Here is a 19,847-nt window from a genome sequence, read left to right on the forward strand (position 1 = left end):
GACGTCGGAGCGCCAGCTTGTCTGGGACGAACTCGACGGTCTCGATCGCTTCGTCGCGCGCAAGAAAATCGTCGAGCTGATGGAAGAAGGCGGCTTCCTCGAAAAGGTCGAGCCGCATCGCCACGCCGTGCCGCATGGCGATCGCGGCGGCGTGCCGATCGAGCCGTTCCTGACCGAGCAGTGGTATGCCAACGCGGCGGAACTGGCCAAGCCGGCGATCGCATCGGTGCGCGAAGGACGCACGAACTTCGTGCCGAAGAACTGGGAAAAGACCTATTTCGACTGGATGGAGAACATCCAGCCCTGGTGCATCTCGCGCCAGCTCTGGTGGGGTCATCAGATTCCGGCCTGGTACGGGCCGGACGGGCGCGTCTTCGTCGAGAAGACCGAGGAAGAGGCGCTGAGCGCCGCGATCGAATTCTATCTGGCGCTGGAAGGCCCATGGAAGGCCTGGGTCGAGGACAAGCTGGAGAACTTCAAGCCGGGCGAGATACTGACCCGTGACGAGGATGTGCTGGACACCTGGTTCTCGTCGGCGCTGTGGCCGTTTTCGACGCTGGGTTGGCCCGATGAGACGCCCGAGCTGAAGACCTACTACCAGACCGACGTGCTGGTGACCGGCTTCGACATCATCTTCTTCTGGGTCGCCCGCATGATGATGATGGGCCTGCACTTCATGGACGAGGAGCCGTTCCACACCGTCTATGTGCATGCGCTGGTGCGTGACAAGAACGGGCAGAAGATGTCGAAGTCGAAAGGCAACGTCATCGATCCGCTCGACCTCATCGACGAATATGGCGCCGATGCGCTGCGCTTCACGCTGACGGTGATGGCGGCGCAGGGCCGCGACGTGAAGCTCGATCCGGCACGCATCGCCGGCTATCGCAATTTCGGCACCAAGCTGTGGAACGCCACGCGCTTCGCCGAAATGAACGAGGTCGCGCGCAATGACGATTTCTGGCTGAACGACGCCAAGCTGGCGGTCAACCGCTGGATCCTGACCGAGCTGACGCGGGCGGCGCGCGAGATCACCGACGGCATCACCTCATACCGCTTCAACGAGGCGGCGGGCGCTGCCTACCGCTTCGTCTGGAACCTGTTCTGCGACTGGTACCTGGAACTGCTGAAACCGGTGTTCATGGGCACCGACGAGGCGGCCAAGGCCGAAAGCCGAGCCTGCGTGGCCTTCGTGCTCGACGAGATCTACAAGCTGCTGCATCCGATGATGCCGTTCATGACCGAGGAATTGTGGGCGCAGACCGCCGGCGAAGGCAAGCAACGCCCCTCGCTGCTGTGCCATGCCGCGTGGCCCTCGCCGGACTTCGAAGACGCCGAGGCTGCCGCCGACATCAATTGGCTGGTCGACCTCGTCTCCGGCATCCGCTCGGTGCGCTCGGAAATGAACGTGCCGCCGGCAGCCATTGCACCGCTCGTCGTGGTCGGCGCCAACGCTGTGACACGCGAACGGCTTGTCCGCGAAGAATCGGCAATCAAGCGGCTGGCGCGGGTCGGTGACATCTCGCTTGCCGAGGTCGCGCCCAAGGGGTCGGCGCAGATCGTGCTCAACGAGGCGACGATCTGCCTGCCGCTTGGCAGCCTGATCGACCTTGCCGCCGAGGCCGCACGGCTGCAGAAGGAACTGGCCAAGGTGACCGAGGAGATCGCGCGCCTGCACAAGAAGCTGTCGAACGAAAGGTTCGTCGCCAGCGCGCCGGCCGAGATCGTCGATGCCGAGCGTGAAAAGCTCGCCGAATACCGCGATGCGCAGGACAAGCTGTCGGTCGCTCTGGCCAGGGTTCGCGATGCAGGTTGAGGGTAGATTCGCGAGAGTTTAGTGCTCTCTAAAACGCTGGTTTTCCGCCTCGAAAATCAACATGCCGCTGCGTTAATGTTGACGTAAACGGAAGTTTTGGCCCCATTGTTGCCATAATGTAACAATGGGGCTCCCGAACCTTGAAAAACGCTGTTTTCGAGCCTTTTTGGATAGGTTTCCTCTGTTTTTTGGAAGCATATCCACCATCACGGACCGTTTTTCGGCCTTGCCGCACCCGGTTGCATTTCCTCGAAAATGCGCCCGGCGAATGTGTACATGTACGCCTTTGAATTCGTTGTTGCGCCGTTAACCTGAATTGGTTCTAGCTTGATGCACTCGAATTCGGGGAGGACATTTCATGACTATTCTGCGACTGAAAGCGCTGCTGGGGGCGGGCTGCTTTTCGCTGGCTTTGATCGGGACGGCGATGAACCCGGCACATGCCGGCGGCCTGGAGCGCGGCGGCTACGATATCGATTTGCTGTTTGATCCGGCGCCGTTCGTTACGGAAGCTGAAGCGACCTATGTCATGCCGGATCGCAAGTACAAGAATGCAACTGGGCCAGCCGGCTTTAATTTCCTTAATTCCACGGCCGATGGCGCCGAGGGCTATTGGGTTCCGCGCATCGGAGCCAAGGTCCAGGTTGTGCAGGGCGTCGACTGCATGGTTGACTATTCACAGCCATGGGGCGCCCACACAGCCCCCGGGGCGTCGTGGAACGGCGCGTTTTCCAACGTCGAAACGGATATCAAGAGCAACAACTACGCCGGCACCTGCTCCTACAAGTTCGATGTCGGCAAGGGCCAGCTCCGTTTTATCGGCGGCCTGTTCTATCAGGAAATTTCAGGCTTCAAGGAAAGCTTGGTGGGTTTCAATCCATTTGGGCCGTCACCGATCGGCCGCGTCGACCTGGAGGCCAACGGCTGGGGTTGGCGAGCCGGCGTCGCCTACGAAATCCCCGACATCGCGTTGCGCGCGAGCCTCGTCTACAATTCGAAAGTCAAGCTCGACAATATCTCGGGAACGCTGGATCTCACCAGTATCGGCGGGCAAATTACACCAATCTTCGGTGCGACGGAGTACATGCCGGACTCGGTGGAGTTGAAGCTGCAGTCAGGCATCGCGCCCGGCTGGCTCGCTTTCGGCTCGATCAAGTGGGTCAACTGGAGTTTGCTGCAAAGCGTCCCGATCTGCCCAGTGGGCTTTCCGGCATCGTCATGCGTCACGGGTTCTCAGGTTGCTGTGACCTCGCTCGACCTGATGTACCGCGATGGCTGGACCGTTTCAGGTGGTGTCGGCCACAAGTTCAACGATCAGTGGAGTGCCGCTGGCCAGCTTTCCTGGGATCGTGGCACGTCGCATGGCTATGGTGCACAGACTGATACCTGGACGCTGGGTGGCGGCGTTGCCTATACGCCCACGCCGAATATCGAGGTTCGTCTGGCAGGGGCGCTCGGTGTGCTGACCAGCGGCCATTCGGGGGAGTTGGCGGGTGAGAACGGCTATGTCGCAGGCGAGGATGCCAGCTACGATTTTGGCAACGATCTGGTCACGGCATTTTCCGGCGGTATCAAGATCAAGTTCTAACCTGTTGAGAATTTTACAAAAAGGCCGGGCAATACCCGGCCTTTTTTCATTTGGGCGGCTCTTGCCCGTGCGCCATTCATATAGGCCGCGTGCACATAAGCCGCGCTGTTGCCGCCTCCTGCTATTGTGACGTTTTGGCAACACTTTCTGAACAACCCCTGCGCTGGAAGTCGGGCTGAGGAAATTGCCCATTTCCCGCCATAAACCCGGCGCACCTCGATCTTGTCTCGGGACACGCGCCAAAAGGCTCGGCGAGGGGGCAGGCCGCTCCGCCCCGTTTGCAGGGAAGATGGGGCAAGGAAGAGTATGGACGCCAAAGTCATCTCCAAGGCTAAGCTCCCTAGCCGCCATGTGACCGTCGGTCCGGCGCGTGCGCCGCACCGTTCCTATCTCTATGCAATGGGTTTGTCGGCGGTCGAGATTGCGCAGCCGCTGGTCGGGGTCGCCTCCTGCTGGAACGAGGCGGCGCCCTGCAACATCTCGCTGATGCGCCAGGCGCAGGTGGTCAAGAAGGGGGTCGCTGCCGCCAGCGGCACGCCGCGCGAATTCTGCACCATCACCGTCACCGATGGCATCGCCATGGGTCACCAGGGCATGAAGTCGTCGCTGGTGTCGCGCGAGGTCATCGCCGATTCGGTCGAACTCACCATGCGCGGCCATTGCTACGATGCGCTGGTCGGGCTCGCCGGCTGCGACAAGTCGCTGCCCGGCATGATGATGGCCATGGTGCGGCTCAACGTGCCGTCGATCTTTATCTATGGCGGTTCGATCCTGCCCGGCAGCTATCGCGGCCGCCAGATCACCGTGCAGGATGTGTTCGAGGCGGTTGGCCAGCATTCGGTAGGCACCATCGACGATGCCGAACTTCTCGAAATCGAGCAGGCGGCCTGCCCGTCGGCCGGCTCCTGCGGCGCCCAGTTCACCGCCAACACCATGGCCACCGTCGCCGAGGCGATCGGCCTGGCGCTGCCCTATTCCTGCGGCGCGCCTGCCCCTTACGAAATGCGCGACCGGTTCAATTTCGCCTCGGGCGAAAAGATCATGGAGCTGATAGCGAAGAATATCCGGCCGCGCGACATCGTCACGCTGAAGGCGCTGGAGAATGCGGCGACCGTGGTCTCGGCCACCGGCGGTTCGACCAACGCGGCACTGCATCTGCCGGCGATCGCGCACGAGGCCGGCATCAAGTTCGACCTGTTCGACGTGGCCAAGATATTCGAGAAGACGCCTTACATCGCCGACCTCAAGCCGGGCGGCAAATATGTCGCCAAGGACATGTTCGAGGCCGGCGGTATTCCGCTGCTGATGAAGACGCTGCTCGACCACGGCTATCTGCATGGCGACTGCATGACCGTGACTGGCCGCACTTTGGCCGAAAACATGCAGCACGTTGTCTGGAATGAGCATCAGGATGTGGTCCGCCCGGCCAACACACCCATTACCCAAACCGGCGGTGTCGTGGGCTTGAAGGGTAACCTTGCCCCCGAAGGCGCGATCGTGAAGGTCGCGGGCATGGCGGAGTTGAAGTTCTCCGGCCCGGCACGCTGCTTCGATTCGGAAGAGGAATGTTTCGAGGCGGTGACGCAGCGCAATTACAGGGAGGGCGAAGTTCTCGTCATTCGCTACGAAGGACCGCGCGGCGGCCCCGGCATGCGCGAGATGCTGTCGACGACGGCAGCACTCTACGGCCAGGGCATGGGCGGCAAGGTGGCGCTGATCACCGACGGGCGCTTCTCGGGCGCGACGCGCGGTTTCTGCATCGGCCATGTCGGACCCGAAGCAGCCGTGGGCGGCCCGATCGGATTGCTCAGGGATGGTGACGTGATCTCGATCGACGCGGTGAACGGCACGATCGACGTGGCGTTGTCCGATAGCGAACTGGCGGCGAGGGCAAAGACATGGAAGGCGCGCGCGACCGATTATCAGTCGGGCGCGATATGGAAATATGCACAGACGGTGGGGCCGGCGCGCGATGGCGCGGTGACCCATCCGGGCGGTGCGAAAGAAACACACTGTTATGCGGACATCTGAGTTGTTGAAGTCAACACCAGAGTTGTTGAGGTCGTCTGTCTTTTCGGCACTGGTCGTGGCCGCCACTTTTGGCGCGACCTTTGGCGCCGTCGGCCAGGCCATGGCCTTCGACGACAAGGTGTTCGACGACAAGACCGGGGTGAAGCCGCAATCGAGCCCCTGGGCGGTCTTTCAGTTCGGCTTCTCCGCCTACAAGAACGGCCACAAGGAACAGGCTGCCGAGGCCTACAAATACGCCGCCGAAAACGGCCAGATCGGCGCCACCTGGAAGCTTGCCCGCATGTATGCCGAGGGCGACGGCGTGGCGCGCGACGACTATGAGGCGTTCAAGTTCTTCTCCGAGATCGTCGACCAGGACGTCGAGCCCGGCTCGCCTGAGGAAAGCTATGTCTCCGACGCGCTGGTGGCGCTTGGCGACTATTTGCGCACGGGCATTCCCGGCAGCCCGGTCACCGAGAACGAGGTGGCGGCCCAGGAATATTACATGCGCGCCGCCGCCAACTACCGCAATCCGAACGCGCAGTTCGAGATGGGGCAGATGTTCCTGAAGGGCGAGGGCGGCGTGAAGGCCAGTGTCAAGCAGGCCGGGCGCTGGTTCCAGCTCGCCGCCGAGAAAGGCCATGCCGGCGCACAGGCGACACTGGGCCATTTGTTGTTCCAGAGCGGCAAGATCGTTCGCGGCCTGGCGATGATGACGGCAGCGCTCGAACGCGCTTCGCCGGCTGACCAGCCCTGGATCCGCGGCATGCAGGAAGAGGCATTTGCCACCGCCGGCGAGGCCGACCGCCGCACCGCCATCTCGCTGGCCGATGATATCCTCACCAAGGGCAACAACGCGGATCAGTAGTTTTGCTGGCGGCTGAACTGCCGATCTTCCCACGAGGGAGGAGATTGGCTTAGTTCGCGATAGGCTCCGTCGGCACCATGCTGGGCGCCGGCGTCGAGATCGGCGTGACATGGGGGTGTGGCGCCAGCGTGTTTTCCGGGCAGCTATCCCCGATCTTCGTCCACGAGGTGTTGTTGAGCACCATGTCGCAGCGGGCAAGATGGCTCCGGTCGGCAACCGTCAGGCAGGCGACCTGGCCAAGCTGGTAGGATTTTCCATTGGCCAGGCATTCCTGGTCGGCAAATGCCGCCGCAGGAGCGGCCATGGCAAATGCCAGGCCGATCGGACAAAGAGAAAATCGAATGGTCATGGGAACCCCAGCCGCCATGCTGATCTCCCATCAAGCGCCGGAATGTGGCTATATGAGGTCCAGCGCAAACGGGCCCGGCGAGGGTTCTCTCAGGCCGGCTGAAGCGCGAGATCGATCGCCACCGGGACGTGATCGGACGGTTTTTCCCAGGCGCGCACGTGCTTTTCGATCGAGGCGGAAGAAAATCGGTTGGCGGCTTCCGGCGACAAGAGCAGGTGGTCGATGCGGATGCCGTTGTTCTTCTGCCAGGCGCCGGCCTGATAGTCCCAGAACGTGTAGGTGTCGTGCGCGTCGGTGACCGCGCGCACCGCCTCGGTGAAACCAAGGTTGAGCAAACGGCGGAAGGCTTGTCGCGTCTGCGGCTGGAACAGGGCGTCGCCCAACCAGTTCTCCGGAAACCGCGCGTCGATCCGCTCGGGAATCACGTTGTAGTCGCCGGCGAGCACCAGAGCCTCCTCCAGCCTCAGCCGTTCTTCGGCCCAGCGCTCCAGCCGCGCCATCCAGGACAGCTTGTAAGGAAACTTCTTCTCGTCATCGATCGGATTGCCGTTCGGCAGATAGAGCGAGGCGACGCGCAAGGCGCCCTTGTCGGTCGAGAAAACGCCTTCGATGAAACGCGCCTGTTCATCGGCATCGTCACCGGGCAGGCCCCGGATAACTTCGTCGAAGCGCAGCTTCGACAACAGGGCCACGCCGTTGAAACCCTTTTGGCCATGGGTTTCGACATTGTAGCCAAGCGCCTCGATCTCGGCGCGCGGGAACTGCTCGTCGACCGTCTTGATCTCCTGCAGGCAGACGATGTCGGGTGCGCTCTCGGTCAGCCAATGGGTCAGGTTGCCGATACGGGCGCGGACACCGTTGATGTTCCAGGTGACGATTTTCATGATGGTCTCGATGCTGTTCAGGTGGGCTCTTGCGGCGGATGGCGTTCGACGAGCCCAATCGTATTGCCAGCCGGGTCCTTTAGGAAGGCCATCCATTCGCTTTCCCCCGCTGGACCGAACTGGCCCTCCGTGTCGCGATGGACAAGCATCGGCGGCGCGGTGAAGGGCACGTCTGCCGCGACCGCAGAGGCATGGAAGTCATCGAGGCCCGATATGTCGAGATAGACGATTCCGGCCGGTACACCGTCGGTGAACAGCAGCCTGGTTTCTGCGGCCATGATGAAGGCGATGCCCGGCGGATCGAAGCGTGCATGGACGGCCATGCCGAGTACGTCGCGCCAGAAAGCCAGCGTCACGTCAAGGTCGCGGCCAGCCGACAGCGCGATCTGACGGACCGCACCGATAGCAGGCATTCTATATGGAGAAACTCGTGCCGCAGCCGCAGGAGGCGACGGCGTTCGGATTGCGGATCTGGAACGACTGGCCCATCAGGTCGTCGACGAAATCGATCACTGAGCCGCCCATGTAGACCAGCGACAGGTCATCGATCAGCACGGTGGCGCCGTCCTTCTCGATGGCGACGTCGTCGTCGTTGCGCGTATCGACCAGATCGAACTTGTAGGAGAAGCCCGAGCAGCCGCCGCCTTCGACCGAAACGCGCAGCGCCGTCTTGCCGGCCTCGTTCGAGACAATCCTGGCGATCCGCTTGGCGGCGGCCTCGGTCATATCGACTTTCATGGCAGTCTTGGCATCAGCGCCCATGGGCGTCACCTTGCTTTCGGTTTCACATGATAGGTATGAAGCGCGAGGGGCCAAGTCAACCTGGCTAAGTCAAACGCGGCAGCATCAGCCATGACCAATGAGTTGGGCGACATCGGATTCGGGTATCGGCCACGCGCCGCCTATGCCTGCGATCCGGCAAACTCGCGCGGACGGCTGTTCGACGAGGTGGAAAGCCCGACCCGCACGCCGTTCCAGCGTGACCGTGACCGCATCATCCATTCGACGGCCTTCCGCCGGCTGAAGCACAAGACGCAGGTCTTCATCGCCCATGAAGGCGACCACTATCGCACCCGCCTGACCCATTCGATCGAAGTGGCGCAGATCGCGCGCGCCCTGGCACGGGCGTTGCGCGGCGACGAGGATCTGGCCGAGGCGGTGGCGCTGGTGCATGATTTCGGCCACACGCCCTTCGGCCACACCGGCGAGGACGCGCTGAACGAGAAGATGACCGCCTGGGGCGGCTTCGACCACAACGCGCAATCGCTGCGCATCGTGACAAGGCTGGAGGCGCGCTACGCCGAATTCGACGGGCTCAACCTGACCTGGGAAACCCTGGAAGGCCTGGTCAAGCACAATGGACCGCTGACGGACGCCAACGGCAAGGGCCTGAAAGGGCCGGTGCCGCAGGCGATCCGTGATTATTCCGAGCTGCACGACCTCGAACTCGACCGGTTCGCCGGCATCGAGGCGCAATGCGCGGCGATCGCCGACGATATCGCCTACAACACGCACGACATCGATGACGGTTTGAGGGCAGGACTGCTGACGCTGGACATGCTGGAGACGGTTTCGCTGCCGGGAACGATCCTGAAAGCCGTGCGCGAACGCTATCCGGCCCTCGATGATGTTCGCACCGGCCACGAGTTGATGCGGCGGCAGATAACCGCCATGGTCGAGGACGTGATCAAGTCGACGACCGCCAATCTCGATCGCATCAGGCCGCGGAGCGCCGATGCAGTGAGGGCGGCTGGCGAGACGATGGTGGTTTTCTCGGCCGAAATGGCTGCCTTGGAGAAAGAACTGAAGGCCTTCCTGTACAAGCACCTCTACCGGCACGCGGAGGTTATGCGGGTGCGCGCGGATGCCGAGCAGATCGTCAAGGATCTGTTCGACGCCTATTTCGCCGATCCGCGCGCCATGCCGGATGGCTGGCGCGAGGGGCTGGATCGGGCCGATGATCGCATCAAGGCGCGCAGCGTCGCCGACTTCCTGGCGGGTATGACCGACACCTACGCGCTCAAGGAGCACCGGCGTTTGTTTGACCATACGCCTGAATTGAGCTAGGGCGGGCTCGATTTTGCCGGCCAACGAGCCGGATTCGCTGCAAAGCCGCCAGAGCCAGACCCCAGAGTCACACAAATGAACATCTTCGCCGATTTCACCGCGCGAATCATAAAAGCCGTCGAAGCGCTTGATCTGAAAGACAAAGACGGCGTTTCGCTTGACCTGTCGCGCATTGCCGTTGAGCCGCCGCGCGACGCCAGCCATGGCGACCTGGCGACCAATGCGGCCATGGTGCTGGCCAAGCCGACCGGCCAGAACCCGCGCGCGCTGGCCGAAAGGCTGGCGCAGGCGCTGCGCGACGACAAGGATGTCGCGGCCACAGAGGTGGCTGGCCCCGGTTTCGTCAATCTCAGGCTGAAGGACGGCTTCTGGCAGACACATCTGATCGCACTGCTCGGCGAGGGCCGCAACTATGGCCGCTCGACGGTTGGCGGCGGCAGGAAGACCAATGTCGAATATGTCTCGGCCAATCCGACCGGGCCGATGCATGTCGGCCACTGCCGGGGTGCTGTTGTCGGTGACGCGCTTGCCAATCTGATGGCCTTTGCCGGCTACGACGTGACCAAGGAATACGTCATCAACGACGCCGGCTCGCAGATCGACGTGCTCGGCCGTTCCGCATTCCTGCGCTACCGCGAAGCGCTGGGCGACGATATCGGCGAAATACCTGCCGGTCTCTATCCCGGCGATTACTTGGTGCCTGTCGGCCAGGCGCTGGTCACGGAATTCGGCCGCTCGCTTCTGCAGATGCCCGATGACGAGGCGCTCGCCATCGTCAAGGATCGCACCATCGATGCGATGATGGCGATAATCCGCGAGGATCTGGCGATGCTCAACGTGCATCACGACGTGTTCTTCTCCGAGCGCACGCTGCACGCCGACAATGCCAGGAAGATCCGCTCCGCGATCAATGATCTGACGCTGAAGGGCCATATCTACAAGGGCAAGCTGCCGCCGCCCAAGGGCGAGAAACCCGACGATTGGGAGGACCGCGAGCAGACGCTGTTCCGCTCGACCGCGGTCGGCGACGACATGGACCGGGCGCTGGTCAAGTCCGATGGTTCGTTCACCTATTTCGCCGCCGACGTCGCCTACCTCAAGGACAAGGTCGATCGCGGCTTCGTCGACCTGATCTACGTGCTCGGCGCCGACCACGGCGGCTATGTCAAACGGCTGGAAGCCCTGGCGCGGGCGATTGCCGGCGACGAGGTGAAGCTCACTGTGCTGCTGTGCAATCTGGTCAAGCTGTTTCGCGAGGGCGAGCCGGTGCGCATGTCGAAGCGGTCGGGCGATTTCGTGACGTTGCGCGAAGTGGTGGAGGAGGTGGGCCGCGACGCGATCCGCTTCATGATGCTCTACCGCAAGAACGACGCGCCGCTGGATTTCGACTTTGCCAAGGTGACCGAGCAGTCCAAGGACAATCCGGTGTTCTATGTCCAGTACGCCTCGGCGCGCTGTCATTCGGTGTTCCGGCAGGCGAGCGAACAACTGGGCGAAGCCAATTTCGACCGCAACAGCCTGGCGTCCGCCGGGGCTTTGCTGACCGACGAGGGCGAGATCGGCCTGATCCGCAAGCTTGCCGAATACCCGCGGCTGATCGAGTCCGCCGCCCTAGCGCTCGAGCCGCATCGGCTGGCATTTTACCTCTATGACCTGGCCTCCAGCTTCCACGGACACTGGAACCGTGGCACGGATAATCCGGACTTACGTTTTGTTAAGGTTAACGACCGACAATTGACGCATGCCAGACTAGGGCTGGTGCAGGCTGTTTCGGACGTTTTGACGTCCGGCCTGACGTTGATCGGGGCCGCCGCGCCCACCGAAATGCGTTAGGTTTGACTAAATAACCTGTCACCTTTTGCCCACATTGCGCTGGTAAGGGCCAACCCTACGCGACGTCCATGGCGTCCGAATGAGTGCGAGTTCGGGAACAATAATGGCAGACAGAACCCAGCTGAGAATAGCCGACAACAACGACATCGCTGACGATGATCCGTTCGCGGAACTGACCAGGATCATGGGATTCGACCCGCGCCAGCCGGTCAGGCCGCAATCGCCCGCCCAGCCGCAGGCCCCAGCCGCCGATCACGGGCTCGAAGAGGGCGATTTCGATATCGATCTCGAGAAAGAAATGATGGGCGAGTTCGGCGCTGACGACAGCGACGCCGCTCCGGTTGTCCAGGCTCATGAGCCGACTTTCGTGCATGAGCCGGCATTCGAAGCGGCTGAAGCCAGCGCGATGGACGACGAGCTTTCGGTGTCGCTCGACGACGATTTCCAACTGGACATGGCTGAGATCGACGACCACGTCGCCGGCGCCAGCCATGCGGTCGCCGCTGAAGCCGCGCCGTCCGTCGGGCCCGCTTTCGCGTCTGATTTTGGCGATGCCGTCGCCGGTTCGCTCGAGGACGTGTCCCCCTTCGAGGACGATCAGTCGATGGCGGACGAGCTTGCCGCCTCACTCGACCAGGACCTTCGGATCGATGAGGAATCCGAAGAGGCCCTGTACAGCGTTGCCGATACGCCCGCTTCTGTCGAGCCGGTTGCCTCCGATGACGAATTCGACGATGCGGTGGCAATGTCGCTTGAAGACGAGCTGATGCTCGACGACCATTCGGCGGCGGAACAGTCATTCATGGCCGCGGATCGCGTCGAACATGCCGTGCCGGAGCAGGCGGCGGCGCTTGACGGCCAGGCAATCTCCGACGAGAGCTTTGCTGGCCATTTCGACGATGCCATGGCTGATGTCGATATGGATTTCGACGTTCGCGCGGATGAGCCGGTCGCCTTCGACGAGCCGCAAACGCATGATGCACTTGTCGATATCGCTGACGCGAAGGGCGAGATTTCCAGCCCTGAAGACCTGTCGGACGATGCCTTCGACCTGAACTTCGACGATACGTTCGCCGAAGCGGTCGAAGAGCCGGTCGCCGAGGTTGCCGCCGCTACGATCCAGCCGGCGGCGCCAGAAGCCAATGTCGCGCCGGCGGTGCACACCCCGATTGCGGACGAACGGAGCCTGGAAGACGAGTTGAATGCGCTGCTGGGCGCCATGACTTCCCGCACGGCGCCGGTGGCCAGCGAGCCTGTGACGGCTCAGCCGGCTGTCGCTGCCCCGCCGCCTGTTGCCGAGCCTGCCGAGGAACCGGCCGACCTTGTCGGCGACCTCGACTGGGATCTTGACGAAACCACGCCTGAGCAGAATCGACATGTTGGCACGGCCCAGGCGGCCGACGCGGATATTGACGATCTTATGCTTGATGAACTCCAGGATCCGAACTCGGATACCATTGGCGATGTCGATTTCGACGACGATGCGTTGGACGCGGCTTTGGCCCAGGGCCTTGATCCGCGTGACGAAGCCGCTCCCCGGGACAATTCGGCGGATTCTCTCGATTGGCTTGCGGAGCGTTCCCAACCGACAGAGCCGACGCGTTCATGGAGCCGCGTGACACCGGTCCCGCAGCAGCCGTCATTCAGCACGCAGCCTGCGTTCAGCGCTCAGCCGGCCGCTTCGATGGCATCCATGGCCGCAGCGCCGGCAGTCGCCGCCATGACGTCCTATCGTTCGTCCGACCCGGTCGAGACCGTGGCTCCCGCTGCCCCGGCATCGGCGCCGCAATCGCGCCAGCCGGAGCGTTACGAAGACATGCCCGATGTCGAGACGGTCGATGTGCCCGAGCGTGTCGTGGCGCTGGCGGACGATCTCGATATCCCCGAACTGCACTTCGAGGAAGACCAGCCGGCGTCGCCCGGCTACGACGATCTCGATGCCGAGTTCTCCAGCCTTCTCTCCGAGATGAACGCGGTGGAGGTCGCTGTCGCTCCCGCAAACAATGCGGCCGGCGCGTCTTACGATGATGACTCTTATGCCTCTGGCTTCAAGCCGGGCTATGACGGGGTCAAGCCGGGCTATGATGGGATCAAGCTGGGCTATGAGCCGGAAGCGCGGACCTATGCGGCGCGGCCGATGGACATGTCTGCCCGCGCGGCGGCGCCCACGGGTTATGCCGACGCCTCTGGCTTCGACCTCGACAGTCTGCCAGGGAGCCAGCCGGTTTCCCAAGCCGACGATTTCACCGTTGATGAACTCGACTACGATCCCGAACTCGACGAGGCTATGGCTGTTCCGGGGCTCGGCGAGCGTGAGGCCGCGAGGCCGTCGCGCGGACGCGGCCTGTTCATCGCCGCGATTGTCGGCGCGGTCGCGGTCGCGGGTGGTCTCGGTGCCTTTGCGCTGTCCTTTGGCGGCAAGGGCGGCAGCGAAGCGCCTGTCATCGTCAAGGCCGACAACGCGCCGATCAAGGTGAAGCCGGAGAATCCGGGCGGCGCCGTGGTGCCCAACCAGGACAACAAGGTCTACGACGCGGTCAGGGGCGCGAAGCCGGCCGAGCCGGTCCAGGAAAAGCTGGTCACCAACACCGAAGAGCCGGTGGACGTGCAGGCGAAGGACCCGGCCCGCGCCATTGATCTTTCGCCGGACCAGAATGCAGCCGGCGCTGGAACCGATGTCGGCAACGCCGCGCCGATGGCCGGCGCCGCTTCGGCCGACAATACGGCGCCAGCGCCCAAGTCCGAGGACCGCATTGCGCAGGTGCTGCAGGATGCCGACAAGGGCACAAATGCCGATGTCGTCGCCGTTGCGCCGCGCAAGGTGAGGACCATGGTGGTCAAGTCGGACGGTTCGCTGGTGCCGCGTGAAGATCCGGCGGCGCCCGCCACTCCGCAAGTGGCTGCTACCGAGCCGGTCGACCCGGCGCCGCAGCATGTTGCCCCGGCGGCGCAAGCCGACGCGGACCAGACCGGCACCGTGGCGCCTGCCGCCGCCCAGGCGGACGACGAGCCGGCCCTCAAGCCGGTCGCCAAGCCGAAAGCCGAGGCCCAATCGGCGAACACGCCGGCAAAGGTTCCGCTCGCGCCACAGCGTCCGTCCGACCAGCCGGTCGATGTTGTCGGCGAGGTCAAGCCCGATCAGGTTGCGTCCATAGATCCGGCATCGACCGCGGCCGGCGGTGGCTCGTGGTCGATGCAGATCGCCTCGCAGCCGACCGTCGAAAGCGCCCAGTCCAGCTATCAGGATCTGCAGCGCCGCTATGGCAGCGTGCTTGCCGGGCGCACCGCCAACATCGTCAAGGCCGAAATCGCCGGCAAAGGCACGTTCTACCGCGTGCGTGTTCCGGCCCAGTCGCGCAATGACGCGATCAATTTGTGCACCAGCTACAAGGCCGCCGGCGGCAACTGCTTCGTCTCGCGCTAAAGCCGGAGCCAACCAATTAAAAGCCGGCGCGGTTCACCGCGCCGGCTTTTTTCATGGGGAAAGCAGATCCGGCGTTGCACTGGATGAATCCCTGGCGATTCCCTTTGATCGCACAAAGCCCTAAACTGCCGACATGACCGAATCAAAATCCATGATCCTCGGCTGTGCCGGGAAATCGCTCACCCGCGAAGAAATCAATTTCTATCGCAATGAATGCCCGTGGGCCTTCATCCTGTTTGCGCGCAACATTGGTGAGACCGAACAGATCCGCGATCTGGTCGCTGAGATGCGGGACTGCATTGGGCGTCCGGACGCGCTGGTGTTCATCGATCAGGAAGGCGGCCGTGTGCAGCGCTTGCGACCGCCGCTGGCGCCGAACTATCCCGCCGGCGGCGCGCTGGGCGCGCTGTGGCGCGACGATCATGATGCCGGCGCCCGCGCGGCATGGCTGATGGCGCGGCTGCATGCCTTCGACCTGCTGCGCTACGGCATCACAGCCGATTGCCTGCCGGTGCTCGATGTGCCGATCGAGGGCGCCAGCGATGTCATCGGCGCGCGTGCCTACGGCAAGGACCCGCGACCGGTGATCGAGCTCGGCCGCGCAGCCGCGGAAGGGCTGATGTCGGGCGGCGTGCTGCCGGTCATGAAGCATATTCCGGGCCATGGGCGTGCCTTTTCCGACACGCATTTCGAACTGCCAGTGGTCAATGCATCGCTCAGCGACCTGCAGCGGCATGATTTCGCCCCGTTCAAGGAGCTTAGCCATCTGCCGATGGCGATGACAGCCCATGTCGTCTACAGCGCGATCGACCCCAACAATCCGGCGACCACCTCCGGCAAGGTCATCGACGAGATCATCCGGCGCGAAATCGGCTTTGACGGATTGCTGATGAGCGACGACACCTCGATGAAGGCACTTTCTGGGGATTTCCCGACAAAGGCGGCCTCTATCCTTGCGGCGGGCTGCGATCTGGTCCTTCACTGCAACGGCGTTTTCGAGGAGATGGCCGGCATCGCATCGCGCACCACGGGGCTTGAGGGCACGTCGCTGGAGCGCGCCAAGCGGGCGCTGACCTATATAAAGAACCGTGACACGGTTGAAGAAACCGAAATACGTGCCGAATTCGCCACCTACTTCGATGCGGTGGCATAGCAAAGGGAAAGTGACAGGCAGTGGCGGAAACATTGGAAAGCAAGGCCGCGAAGGCCGCACCGATGGACCGTCTGTGGGCCGAGAATGACGATTCACGCGTCACCGGCGACCCGTCGCTGGTCGTCGACGTGGCCGGCTTTGAAGGTCCGCTCGATCTTCTGCTGCATCTTGCCCGCACCCAGAAGGTCGATCTGGCGCGCATTTCGATCCTGGCGCTGGTCGAGCAATATCTGACCTTTGTCGAGACGGCGAGGGCGCTCAGGCTCGAGCTTGCCGCCGACTATCTGGTGATGGCGGCGTGGCTGGCCTTCCTCAAGTCCAAGCTCCTGATCCCCAAGCAGCCCGGCGATGAGGGCGAAAGCGGTGAGGAACTGGCGGCGGTGCTGCAGTTTCGCCTGAAGCGACTGGAAGCCATGCGCGACGCCTCGGCGCGTCTGGTCAACCGCAACCGGCTCGGCCGCGATGTGTTCGCGCGCGGCATGCCGGAAATGGTCATCGTCGAAAAGCGTAACGCCTATTCGGCCTCGCTCTACGATCTCTTGACCGCCTACGCCCAGCAGCGGCAGAAGCAGGCGATCAACAATGTGACGATCGCCAGGCGCGGTGTCTGGTCGCTCAAGGACGCGCGCGACATCCTGACCCGTCTGGTCGGAGCCGTGAGCGACTGGACGACGCTGGAAAGTTTTCTGATCGCATACATGACCAGCCCCGAGGAGCGGCGCACGGCGATCGCCAGTTCCTTCGCGGCAACACTGGAACTGGTGCGCGACGGCACGATGGACGTGCGGCAGGATCAGACGTTCGCGCCGATCTATCTGCGCGGCCGCACGCCGGCAATCAAGGCAGTCGAGGTGGCATCATGAGCGAACGCGCCAACGCTTCGGTTGTCCCGTTCAAGGTCGGCGATGAACCCGAAGAGGGGTCGCTTTCCCAGGATACGGCCGAGCAGCAGCTACACAACCCGGCTGAGCGGCTGCATCTGGCCGAGGCCGTGCGCATGGCCGAGGCGATCGTGTTCGCCAGTGCCGAACCCGTCAGCGAAAAGCAGCTTGCGGCCCGCTTGCCAGATGGCATCAACATCGCCCTGGCCATGGCCGAACTGCAGCAGATCTATGCGCGCCGCGGCGTCAATCTGGTGCGGGTCGGCGACGCCTGGGCGTTCCGCACCGCCGGCGACCTGGCTTTCCTGATGAGCAGGGATACCGTCCAGCAAAGGAAGCTCTCCCGCGCGGCTCTCGAAGTGCTGGCGATCATCGCCTATCACCAGCCGGTGACGCGTGCCGAGATCGAGGACATCCGCGGCGTCGAAACCTCGAAAGGCACGCTCGACACACTGCTGGAAACGGAATGGGTGCGCATGCGCGGCCGGCGCAAGACGCCCGGACGTCCAGTCACCTACGGCACCACGGAGACCTTCCTCGACCATTTCGCGCTGGAAGAGATCCGTGACCTTCCCGGCATGGAGGAACTGAAGGGGGCCGGCCTGCTTTCGGGCCGCATGCCGTCGAATTTCTCCATTCCGCAGCCGCCGGCCGATCCCGATGCATTGACCGACGACGAGGATGCGCTGACCGATATCGATCTCGAGGAACTCGGCCTGCTGACGCCGCGCGTCACGGAAGATTGACTGGCATTGGCGGCCGATCTGTCGAGGATGCGCGGATTCGTAGCGGGGCCGCCGCGTCGAAAATGCGTGACATCCGCCACCCTTTCATAAACTCTGTCGCAGTTGTGTTTGAATCCCAACGCGAAAACGCATAGATCATCGCCAGGGAAAACATTCGAGAGAGATTTGCTATGGGTTCATTTTCGATTTGGCACTGGATGATCGTGCTGGTGATCGTGCTTTTGGTGTTCGGCCGCGGCAAGATTCCCGAGCTGATGGGCGACATGGCCAAGGGCATCAAGAGCTTCAAGAAGGGCATGGCCGACGACGACGTTGCTGAAGACAAGCGCACCGTCGAACATCGCGCCGACGAGACTGTTGCGGCCGCGAAGGAAAAAGCCAGCAAGAGCTGAGCCCAAGGTTCTAGTCGGAACAGAGTGCCATGTTTGAAGTCGGCTGGACCGAAATGCTGGTTATCGCGATCGTCATGATCGTGGTCGTCGGACCCAAGGATTTGCCCAATATGCTGCGCACCTTCGGCCGCACGACCGCGAAGCTGCGCGCCATGGCGTCCGATTTCCAGAAACAGTTCAACGAGGCGCTGAAGGAAGCCGAGCTCGACGACGTCAAGAAGTCCGTCGATGAGCTCAGGGGCCTCAGCCCGATGGCCGAGATCAGGAAGCAGCTCAATCCGTTCGAACAGGCCGCGGCCGACGTTCGCTCCGGCGTCGATGCGGCGATGAAGCCGAAGCCTGCGGAGGATCCGGCAACACCTGCCGCTTCGACCCCGCAGGCGGCCGAGCCGTTGAAGAACGGTGCAACGACGATGCCGGGCGTCAACGGGCCGGAAGCAGCGCCAGCAGCGCCGGTTTTCCCCGCAATGACGGACGAATCGGTGGTGACATCATCCGTGCCGACGGCACCTGTCGTGTCGCCGAAGGCATCCGCGGCGAAGAAAGCAGCCAAGCCTGCGCCGGCAAAGGCGACGCTGGTTGCGAAAGCACCGGCCAAGGCTTCGGCAAATGGCGCAAAGGCTCCTGCGCCGGCGAAAGCGGCCGTCGTGAAGGCCACGCCTGCGCCCAAAGCGCAAGCGAAGCCAGTGACGGCGGCAAAGCCTGAAACGCCCAAAGCCGCCAAGCCTGCCGCGGCCAAGGTGATCGCGACCAAGGCCGTGGCGACCAAGATGGCGGCGAAAGCCGAACCGAAGCCTGCTGCGGCGAAGAAGCCGGTGGCCAAGAAGACGGCGGGAGCCGCCAAGTGAGCGTTTCGGACACCGAAAAGGACGAGATCGAGAAATCGTCGGCTCCGCTGATGGAGCACCTGATAGAGCTGCGCCGGCGGCTGATCTGGTCGCTGGGCGGCTTCTTCGTTGCCTTCCTGGTCTGTTTCTTCTTCGCCAAGAAGCTGTTCAACCTTCTGGTCGTCCCGTTCAAATGGGCGACGCAGTGGGCCGGGCTCGATCCGCACAAGGTCGAGCTGATCTACACGGCGCCGCAGGAATTCTTCTTCACCCAGGTCAAGCTCGCCATGTTCGGCGGCATGGTGATCGCTTTTCCGCTGATCGCCACGCAGATCTACAAATTCATCGCGCCTGGCCTCTACAAGAACGAGCGCAACGCCTTCCTGCCGTTCCTGATCGCGTCGCCGATCCTGTTCCTGATGGGTGCGTCGCTGGTCTATTTCTTCTTCACGCCGATGGTGATGTGGTTCTTCCTCGCCATGCAGCAGGCCGGCACCGACGATCAGGTGCAGATTTCGCTGCTGCCGAAAGTGTCGGAATATCTCAGCCTGATCATGACGCTGATCTTCTCCTTCGGCCTGGTGTTCCAACTGCCGGTGGTGACCAGCCTGATGACACGCGTCGGCATGCTGTCGTCCAAGGGGCTGGCCGAGAAGCGCAAATGGGCGATCGTCATCGCCTTTGTCGTCGCGGCGGTGCTGACGCCGCCCGATCCGATGAGCCAGATCGGCCTCGCCATTCCGACCATCCTTCTCTACGAGGTCTCCATCTGGGCTGCCCGGCTGATCGAGCGCGATCAGGAAAAGCAGCGCGTGGCACGCGAGAAGCAGGACGCGGCGGAAGAGGTCGCCGAGAAGAAGCCGGCGGACGCGTCCTCCACCTGAACGCCGCCGCCGCGTCTGGCCAGCTTCGATAGGAATTTTTTCTTGACCTGCTGAGGGCAGCTATGCTATGATTCTCGGTATGGTGCTGACTTGCGCCAGCGACCCGCCGTAGAGGCGGGGTTTTTTTT

Annotated in this window: 17 protein-coding genes; 13 read left to right on the plus strand and 4 right to left on the minus strand. The window is 62.8% G+C overall.

What is annotated here, in order from left to right; translation table 11 throughout:
- From EN943_RS21925 to EN943_RS21940, 4 genes are all read left to right on the plus strand, one after another.
- A partial coding sequence (locus tag EN943_RS21925) for a valine--tRNA ligase (RefSeq protein WP_127414616.1) occupies positions 1-1,813 on the plus strand: 1,813 nt, incomplete at its 5' end.
- A gap of 358 nt (positions 1,814-2,171) precedes the next feature.
- A complete protein-coding gene (locus tag EN943_RS21930) occupies positions 2,172-3,401 on the plus strand; it encodes an OmpP1/FadL family transporter (RefSeq protein ID WP_127414617.1) in 1,230 nt (409 codons plus the stop codon).
- Between the two features lie 306 nt (positions 3,402-3,707).
- Positions 3,708-5,432 carry a dihydroxy-acid dehydratase gene (gene ilvD, locus EN943_RS21935; protein WP_127414618.1) on the plus strand — a complete coding sequence of 575 codons (1,725 nt, stop codon included), beginning with the start codon at positions 3,708-3,710 and terminating at the stop codon, positions 5,430-5,432.
- Positions 5,419-6,279 carry a tetratricopeptide repeat protein gene (locus EN943_RS21940; protein ID WP_127414619.1) on the plus strand — a complete coding sequence of 287 codons (861 nt, stop codon included), beginning with the start codon at positions 5,419-5,421 and terminating at the stop codon, positions 6,277-6,279. Before ilvD ends, EN943_RS21940 begins: the two co-directional genes overlap by 14 nt.
- 49 nt (positions 6,280-6,328) lie before the next feature.
- Here the strand turns inward: EN943_RS21940 and EN943_RS21945 are convergent, their stop codons facing one another.
- The 4 genes from EN943_RS21945 to erpA all read right to left on the minus strand — a co-directional run bounded on the left by EN943_RS21945 (position 6,329) and on the right by erpA (position 8,274).
- A complete protein-coding gene (locus tag EN943_RS21945; RefSeq protein ID WP_027039139.1) occupies positions 6,329-6,646 on the minus strand; it encodes a hypothetical protein in 318 nt (105 codons plus the stop codon).
- A gap of 71 nt (positions 6,647-6,717) precedes the next feature.
- The gene (xth, locus tag EN943_RS21950) at positions 6,718-7,512 is read right to left on the minus strand and encodes an exodeoxyribonuclease III (RefSeq protein WP_127270660.1); all 795 of its coding nucleotides are present in this window, start codon (positions 7,510-7,512) and stop codon (positions 6,718-6,720) included.
- 17 nt (positions 7,513-7,529) lie between these two features.
- Positions 7,530-7,925 (minus strand): VOC family protein, encoded by a 396-nt coding sequence (locus tag EN943_RS21955; RefSeq protein ID WP_127414620.1) that lies wholly within the window; start codon positions 7,923-7,925, stop codon positions 7,530-7,532.
- 1 nt (position 7,926) lies between these two features.
- Positions 7,927-8,274 (minus strand): iron-sulfur cluster insertion protein ErpA, encoded by a 348-nt coding sequence (gene erpA / locus EN943_RS21960; protein WP_013531288.1) that lies wholly within the window; start codon positions 8,272-8,274, stop codon positions 7,927-7,929.
- Positions 8,275-8,364: 90 nt separating this feature from the next.
- Here erpA and EN943_RS21965 point away from each other — a divergent pair, with 90 nt between their 5' ends.
- The 9 genes from EN943_RS21965 to tatC all read left to right on the plus strand — a co-directional run bounded on the left by EN943_RS21965 (position 8,365) and on the right by tatC (position 19,719).
- Positions 8,365-9,579: a deoxyguanosinetriphosphate triphosphohydrolase gene (locus EN943_RS21965; protein ID WP_127414621.1), complete on the plus strand. Its 1,215-nt coding sequence runs from the start codon at positions 8,365-8,367 to the stop codon at positions 9,577-9,579.
- A gap of 75 nt (positions 9,580-9,654) precedes the next feature.
- Positions 9,655-11,412, plus strand: a complete 1,758-nt coding sequence (gene argS / locus EN943_RS21970; protein WP_127414622.1) for an arginine--tRNA ligase — start codon at positions 9,655-9,657, stop codon at positions 11,410-11,412.
- Between the two features lie 103 nt (positions 11,413-11,515).
- Positions 11,516-14,836, plus strand: a complete 3,321-nt coding sequence (locus EN943_RS21975; RefSeq protein ID WP_127414623.1) for an SPOR domain-containing protein — start codon at positions 11,516-11,518, stop codon at positions 14,834-14,836.
- A gap of 133 nt (positions 14,837-14,969) precedes the next feature.
- Positions 14,970-15,989 (plus strand): beta-N-acetylhexosaminidase, encoded by a 1,020-nt coding sequence (gene nagZ, locus EN943_RS21980; RefSeq protein WP_127414624.1) that lies wholly within the window; start codon positions 14,970-14,972, stop codon positions 15,987-15,989.
- A gap of 62 nt (positions 15,990-16,051) precedes the next feature.
- A complete protein-coding gene (locus EN943_RS21985; protein ID WP_127414627.1) occupies positions 16,052-16,852 on the plus strand; it encodes a ScpA family protein in 801 nt (266 codons plus the stop codon).
- Positions 16,849-17,616: an SMC-Scp complex subunit ScpB gene (gene scpB, locus EN943_RS21990; RefSeq protein WP_127414625.1), complete on the plus strand. Its 768-nt coding sequence runs from the start codon at positions 16,849-16,851 to the stop codon at positions 17,614-17,616. The genes EN943_RS21985 and scpB overlap by 4 nt, the downstream gene beginning before the upstream one ends.
- A 170-nt stretch (positions 17,617-17,786) precedes the next feature.
- Positions 17,787-18,008 (plus strand): twin-arginine translocase TatA/TatE family subunit, encoded by a 222-nt coding sequence (locus EN943_RS21995; RefSeq protein WP_013531295.1) that lies wholly within the window; start codon positions 17,787-17,789, stop codon positions 18,006-18,008.
- 29 nt (positions 18,009-18,037) lie between these two features.
- Positions 18,038-18,856 carry a Sec-independent protein translocase protein TatB gene (gene tatB, locus EN943_RS22000; RefSeq protein WP_127414626.1) on the plus strand — a complete coding sequence of 273 codons (819 nt, stop codon included), beginning with the start codon at positions 18,038-18,040 and terminating at the stop codon, positions 18,854-18,856.
- A complete protein-coding gene (tatC, locus tag EN943_RS22005) occupies positions 18,853-19,719 on the plus strand; it encodes a twin-arginine translocase subunit TatC (RefSeq protein ID WP_013531297.1) in 867 nt (288 codons plus the stop codon). The genes tatB and tatC overlap by 4 nt, the downstream gene beginning before the upstream one ends.
- Positions 19,720-19,847 lie beyond the last annotated feature (128 nt).

Source organism: Mesorhizobium sp. M7A.F.Ca.US.006.01.1.1 (assembly GCF_003997935.1).
In the GTDB taxonomy this organism is placed as follows: Bacteria; Pseudomonadota; Alphaproteobacteria; order Rhizobiales; family Rhizobiaceae; genus Mesorhizobium.